General features: G+C 50.7%; 6 protein-coding genes. 3 read left to right on the top strand and 3 right to left on the bottom strand.

All coding sequences use genetic code 11. From position 1 onward, the window contains the following. Nucleotides 1-39: 39 nt before the first annotated feature. The 3 genes from ACESLU_RS09955 to ACESLU_RS09945 all read right to left on the bottom strand — a co-directional run bounded on the left by ACESLU_RS09955 (nucleotide 40) and on the right by ACESLU_RS09945 (nucleotide 3,711). The gene (locus ACESLU_RS09955) at nucleotides 40-1,227 is read right to left on the bottom strand and encodes a sorbosone dehydrogenase family protein (RefSeq protein ID WP_372638503.1); all 1,188 of its coding nucleotides are present in this window, start codon (nucleotides 1,225-1,227) and stop codon (nucleotides 40-42) included. A 268-nt stretch (nucleotides 1,228-1,495) separates the two neighbouring features. Beyond that, complete coding sequence (locus tag ACESLU_RS09950; protein WP_372638502.1) at nucleotides 1,496-2,299, bottom strand: hypothetical protein; 804 nt, start codon at nucleotides 2,297-2,299, stop codon at nucleotides 1,496-1,498. Nucleotides 2,300-2,523: 224 nt separating this feature from the next. Beyond that, nucleotides 2,524-3,711 carry an aspartate aminotransferase family protein gene (locus ACESLU_RS09945; protein ID WP_372638501.1) on the bottom strand — a complete coding sequence of 396 codons (1,188 nt, stop codon included), beginning with the start codon at nucleotides 3,709-3,711 and terminating at the stop codon, nucleotides 2,524-2,526. 404 nt (nucleotides 3,712-4,115) lie between these two features. Here ACESLU_RS09945 and ACESLU_RS09940 point away from each other — a divergent pair, with 404 nt between their 5' ends. From ACESLU_RS09940 to ACESLU_RS09930, 3 genes are all read left to right on the top strand, one after another. Continuing rightward, entirely contained in the window at nucleotides 4,116-4,925 is an 810-nt protein-coding gene (locus ACESLU_RS09940) for a DUF1080 domain-containing protein (protein ID WP_372638504.1), read from the top strand. Between the two features lie 111 nt (nucleotides 4,926-5,036). After that, nucleotides 5,037-5,438, top strand: coding sequence for a hypothetical protein (locus ACESLU_RS09935; protein WP_372638500.1), 402 nt, complete (start codon nucleotides 5,037-5,039; stop codon nucleotides 5,436-5,438). Nucleotides 5,439-5,457: 19 nt separating this feature from the next. Beyond that, nucleotides 5,458-6,443 (top strand): WD40/YVTN/BNR-like repeat-containing protein (locus tag ACESLU_RS09930; RefSeq protein WP_372638499.1); only part of this gene is annotated, 986 nt, incomplete at its 3' end.

Below are 6,443 nucleotides of genomic sequence, written 5' to 3'. Positions count from 1 at the left end.
ATCATAACCTAAAACAAAAGCGTTACATTCCCTGCCTATTTATTCTTCTGCCAGACGGTAAATATTGCCATCAAAGGCGCAGATATACAACTCGTTGTCCGAATCCACTCCAAATGACGAAATGCCTCCGGCGTCCGTATGGACAAGTTCGGTATTGCCGGGATTATCCATATCAGAATAGTCAAGCGCCCATATCCTTCCCGATGCATAATCAGCATAAATATATTGCCCTTCCAAACGGTCCAGAGACGGGCCCCGGTAGACAAAACCACCGGTGATGGAAACATCGCCTTCGCTCCGGTCGTATTCCCAGATGGGAAGTTCCAGACCCGACTGGTCACAACCGGACTTGGGACTGAAACAGTGCTTGCCTTCCATGATATTCCAGCCGTAATTGCCTCCCTTTTCGACAATATCGATCTCTTCATAGCTGTTTTGTCCCACATCGCCGGCCCACAACCAGTCGGTATCAGGATCAAAACTAAACCGCCATACATTGCGCAGGCCATAGGCATAGATTTCCTCCCGGTACCCTTCTTCGTTACCCGCGAAAGGATTATCTTCGGGAATAGCGTAGTTCATACCATTTGCCCGCCCATCCACATCAATACGGAGAATGGTCCCGAGCAGCGTTGAGCGGTCCTGTCCGTTGTCCTCGGGATCGCCGCCGGAGCCGCCGTCTCCAACCGCTATGTAGAGATAGCCGTCCGGACCGAAGGAAACCTGTCCCCCATTATGATTGCCAAAAGGCTGGTCGAACGACAGCAACACCTGTTCGGTGGATTTCACCGCCTGGTCCGGGTCATCGGGAGAGACCTCGAACCGGGAAACATGAGTCTTTGAATCGTGCGTGGTATAATTGACGTAAAAATAACCGTTATCCTCGTAGTCCGGATGAAATGCCAGTCCCAACAGCCCCTCTTCATTGCCGGCATCATCAACCTGCTCTTCAATATCCAGAAAAGTGCTTGCACTTTCTACATCAGCGTTATTGGGAAAAACAGAAATAATACCCCGTTGCTCAACGACAAAAAGGCGGTCGCTGCCGTCCCCCGGGTGCTGGAGGTCCACCGGACGCGTGAATTCCAGGGCCGGAAAAGCTTCGACAATATCATAGGACCCATTGTTCGGCGGAACCTCTCCATTACCGGGTTCGTTATCCACACAACCGATCGAAATCATGAAGAAGGCTATCAATATCGTATACATAGGTGAGGGGGATTTCATAATCAATGTTTTGAGTAAATTACAGGTTTAACAAGCAAGATCCCTGCCGTGGACTCAGCCTCTCACTGCAGAGCTTACCTTCGGCTGAGGCAGGCATCGGTACAAGCAGAAAATGGAAATAATTCTCTCAATTTCCTAATGCTCTGCTTCTAAAAACCATATTTAACAAGGTGTTTTGGTCCATCGTGATCGCAGAATCCGTCTTCGGGATACTTGGCATGTGGATTTTCTCCAGGGGCGGATCGGAGGAGAAGAAAGTTTAAAAGGATTACTCGCTACAGCTTACATTCTCCTGCTGCTCGTCCCAGCACGCTTTTTCGCCGCTATTAATATCGGGAGCAATAACCGATCCGGCTTTCGTATCCGCGTTCCACGCTATAATCGTGATCGTGTCTTCACCGGCATCATAATACTCAACACTCTTATCCGCACCGTCAACGCTATAATCGATATAACTGCCGGCTGCTACCGAACGGTCTGAAAAAATATCAAGCCGCAGCTCTACCTGTTCTTCCTCCGGTATGCTCCAGTTGATTTCTGAAAGCTGCTGAGCGTTCTCCGGATCCTGCAGGCTGTTGTGCGTCCATGTTCCTTGTTGCCCCCCGTTCTTGGTGGTCCCCCCAAACAGCAAATGGTTTTCAAGTTCCAAATGATCGGCCGTGACGAAAAAGGACCAGTTTACGATGGAAGAAGCGACCCGTTCGGCCACAAGCCGTACGGCAAAGTCGCCAGTATTGGCCGTGTATGAATAATTCCATTCCCACTGCTGTTTATCATTGAGCTGAGCGACCGTATCACCCGCTGCCATTAAGAGGTTTTTGGGGGTTAGGAGATTGGTATCAATCACCTTCTTTATAATACCGGCCCGGAATACCGCTTGAATGTAATGATCATTGGATTGGGTTGTTGCGGACTTAGCGTGGGTGCTTCCGGTAAGGGTAGACATATTAACATCCATGGATGTTACCGGTGGAAGCTCAGGCGGTTCATCGGTAAAGGTCGAAGGGTCATCGGAACAGGAAACGAACAGCAGACAGGTAACGGTAAATAATAACAGTCGCTTAAGCATCATTATGGTGTGATTATATATGTCAGGTTTATGTTTTGAGTATACATAATGCATACCGCCTTTTTTTCCATTTGTTCTCTTATATCTATTAACTACACCAAACTATTAAGAAAACTTTGCAATACCATTCTCTTGGTGAATAACCCGGGTTATTATGGGGTGGTTTTGACTCCGCTCAGTGGTTGAAACTGACCAAAATTCCTGGTTTTACAAAATCCTACATCAGGTTAGCTGAACTGTTCTACGGCCGTATTAATGGTCTCCAGGGTACTCCGGAGAAGGCCCCGCTCAATAATCAGGGGAGGAGCCAGCCGCACCAGGGTATCGGAATGCAGGGTCCACCCCAGAATAATGCCACGCTCCAGGCAACTTTTTACTACTTGTTGCGTCAGTTCACGATCTTTGAGTTCCATACCCAGCATGGCTCCCCGACCCCGTATTTCGGTGATAGCCTCAGCTGTTAAAATGTCCCGAACGGTGTGCTCTATCATTTCTGTGCGCTTTTCAAAATTACCCTTCAGCAATTCAGTCAGCGTAGCATAAGCCGCAGCGCACGATACCGGGTGTCCCCCAAACGTCGTTACATGATTCAGCGGCGGATCGTGCATAAAGGAAGTAAAAATTTCCGTCGACGATACAAACGCCCCCATCGGCATACCGCCTCCCATCGCTTTTGCCAGGCATAAAATATCCGGGGTTGCTTCATACTGCTGGAAGGCAAACAGCGAGCCTGTTCGATAAAAGCCGGTCTGTATTTCATCAAAAATGAGCAGGGCTCCCGTCTCATCGCAGCGGCGGCGAACGGCCTTCAGCCACGCCTGTTCAGCGGGGATGATCCCTCCCTCTCCCTGGATCGGTTCTAAAATGACTGCTGCGGTATCCCTGTCAACAGTGTCCAGCTTGCGGTGATCATTAAATTTTAGGAAATGCACATCGGGCAGCAGCGGCAGGTACGGATCGCGGTAGACATCACGTCCCGTCACGCTCAGCGAGCCATGGGTATCCCCGTGATAGCCGTGACGGAATCCGACCAGTTTATGCCGGCCGGTATGTTTTTTTGCCAGCTTGAGCGCTCCTTCATTGGCTTCGGTGCCGCTGTTTACAAAATAAACGCGATCCAGCGAAGCGGGCAGCTGGGAGGTCAGCAGCCCGGCATAAGACGACTGGGGTTCCTGGATAAACTCCCCGTACACCATCACATGCAGATGCCGGTCAACCTGCTGTTTAACCGCTTCAACGACGCTGGGATGCCGGTGACCCAGGCTGCTTACGGCAATGCCGGATATGAAATCCACATATCGTTTTCCCTCGGCAGTATAAATAAACGGACCTTCGGCTCGTTCCACTTCCAAACCCATCGGAGCATCACTGGTTTGGGCTACATGTTTATAGAAGGAATCGATATTATTATTCACAGTTGTATATTATTTTTTAACAATTGCCGTTAATCCGTATTCTCACGGAGAAAATAGACAGAGGCCACGGCCTTCTTTCCATCTGGAGAGGCGGACAGGTGAACGTACAAACGTGTTCTGCATAGCGAATTTTTGAAGCTCAGCCTAGCCATCGGCCCTCTTACGTAATTATTTCAGGGCGTAATTTTAGTTTATGTCCAAAAATAACGATAATTCACAGCTATTTGGAGATTGAGCACCGTTCCATTTTTAGTTGTGAGAAATCCGGGCTAATGGGTATAATATAAGACATTGAGCGCTCAGCTTCTTACCGGAAGAGACTAACCCTAATTTTCAATAACTGGCTGGCCCTCTGATGCCCGCGATAAATTAATTTTTTTATGAACATGACTATTAAGCATCTTATGTGTTTGAAAAATATTTTTATAGCCGGTTCTCTGCTTTGCCTGGCAGTTGTAACGACGGCGTTGCTGCCGCTGGAAAATGATGCCGATGTTACGGTGTCTGATGAAGAATGGATCTCCCTGTTTAACGGGGAAGACCTGGAGGGATGGACCCCGAAATTTACGGGTTACGACCCGGGAATTAATTACAATAATACCTTCCGTGTGGAAGACGGACTGCTGACGGTTTCGTACGATGAGTGGGATGAATTTAACGGGGAGTTTGGACATCTTTTTTATAAAGACTCCTTTTCCAATTATAAGATACGGGCAGAATACCGCTTTATCGGAGAACAGGTCAAGGGCGGCGAAGGCTGGGCATTGCGCAATAATGGACTGATGCTCCACGGCCAGCACCCGGAAACGATGGCAAGAGATCAGGAGTTTCCGGTCTCTGTCGAAGTGCAGCTGCTGGGCGGCAATGGAGAGGACCCGCGTTCCACGGCTAATCTCTGTACGCCCGGGACAAACGTCGTGCTGGACGGAGAACTGTTTACCCCGCACTGTACCACTTCTGATTCAAAAACCTATCATGGAGACCAGTGGGTAACGGTCGAAGTGGAAGTGCGGGGAAGCGAGATTTTTAAGCATTATGTAAATGGCGAACAGGTGATGGAATATACGGATCCGCAGTACGATGAACGCGACGAGACGGCCCAGCCTCTTATTGAGGGGACTAATTTGCTTATTGACCGCGGAACCATCTCCATACAGGCGGAAAGTCACCCTACCCAGTTTCGCATAATTGAAGTATTGCCCCTGGATGAATAACCTCTCGCTGTCTCATTTTTTACAAACCAGGTGAAGATTCAACTCGACAATCAACCCGGATAGCGGCCGACACGAATGACATATATTGCTGTTTTCATATCGCTAACGCTTATGCTTCACAGCTGTGAAAATGCTGATGATGATTCGTCGGGCGATCAGCATAAGAACGATTCGTCCTCGCACGTGCAACCCACCCAAAAAGACACCATCCCGGCAGTACCGCCCCCTGGGCGGGACCTGGCACCCGGGCAGGCCCGGGTGGAGGGTACCGTCATTTCCACCCTGCCGGGCCCGAAGGATTCCCGTCAGGTACTCCGGCTTCAGATCCGGAGCATTCTGGGATACGGTCCCTCTACCCCCCCGATCCCAGCAGGTGATACCCTTGCTATTCCTCTCAATGCAGACCCGGACTCCTTGACGAAGGGAGCAGTGATCCGTGTCCAGCTGCAGCATAATATTTCACTTAACAAGAACGACGCGAGTGCTGCATGGTCGCTGATCAATATCGAATAACAACAGGAAAAGCACCACTATGATTCAGAATAGTATACGACGTTTGTTAATAATTACCGGAATTTCTTCACTGCTGCTGTTGGCAGGGGGACTCCTGTACTTTTCGGGGTTCTCGCCTGCACCACAGGAAGATACTGGGTTAGCTGATCGTATCGAGGAGCAAATGGGCAAGATGAACCGCGCCGAGAAGAAGGCGGCCCGGTCGGAGTATTTTTTCCGGTTAATGCGCGACCCGTCGACCAACTCCATCCCTGAAAACATCCGCAACCGCGAGCTGACGTTTGCCCGCACGCTACCCACTATTCAGCAGGTACAAAGCAGGATGAAGGCCAAAGATCCCTCTTTCCAGACCGTCGATTACAGCTGGTCGCATGCCGGGCCCTTTGACGTGGGCGGACGAACCCGGGCGCTGGCGGCAGACCGTCGCAACCCGGATATCGTACTGGCCGGCGGGGTTTCCGGCGGCATGTGGAAGTCCACCAACGGGGGAGACAGCTGGAACCTGGCCACGCCCGACCTTGCCAATTTAAGCGTAACATCGGTGGCACAGGATCCGGGCAACCCCGACACTTGGTATTACGCCTCGGGCGAAATCCTCGGAAATTCGGCCAGCGCCAACAATTCCGCTCCCTATTACGGACAGGGAATCTATAAATCCACCGACAATGGCAGCACCTGGTCGCTGCTGCCCCAGGCCAGCTCAAATGTACAGGGACTGGTGGGGGCCTACAACACCATCAGCCGGGTGGCCGTCAGTCCCGCTACCAGCACTGTCTTTGTCGCCAGTAACGGCTTTGGCATTTATCGATCCACGGATGGACAATCGTTCTCGGGTCCGGTCCTCGGCACGCAGGGCGAACAGCTTTTTTGCGACGTGGCCGTGGCCGGTGACGGGACCCTCGCAGCCGTTATTTCCGAAGCCTCTTTTGACGATCAACAATCCACCGATCCCGGTTCTCCCAATCACAACCCGGGCGTATTCATCTCTACCGACGACGGACAAAA

Source organism: Fodinibius sp. (assembly GCF_041642155.1).
In the GTDB taxonomy this organism is placed as follows: domain Bacteria; phylum Bacteroidota; class Rhodothermia; order Balneolales; family Balneolaceae; genus Fodinibius.
The sequence above is the reverse complement of the archived record's forward strand: the minus strand, read 5'-3'. Positions and strand labels throughout refer to the sequence as shown.

What these genes read in the sequence shown, in the direction of transcription:
- ACESLU_RS09955 (WP_372638503.1), bottom strand. Translation starts at nt 1,227, where the DNA reads ATGAAATCCCCCTCACCTATGTATACGATATTGATAGCCTTCTTCATG.
- ACESLU_RS09940 (WP_372638504.1), top strand. Translation starts at nt 4,116, where the DNA reads ATGTGTTTGAAAAATATTTTTATAGCCGGTTCTCTGCTTTGCCTGGCA.
- ACESLU_RS09935 (WP_372638500.1), top strand. Translation starts at nt 5,037, where the DNA reads ATGCTTCACAGCTGTGAAAATGCTGATGATGATTCGTCGGGCGATCAG.
- ACESLU_RS09950 (WP_372638502.1), bottom strand. Translation starts at nt 2,299, where the DNA reads ATGATGCTTAAGCGACTGTTATTATTTACCGTTACCTGTCTGCTGTTC.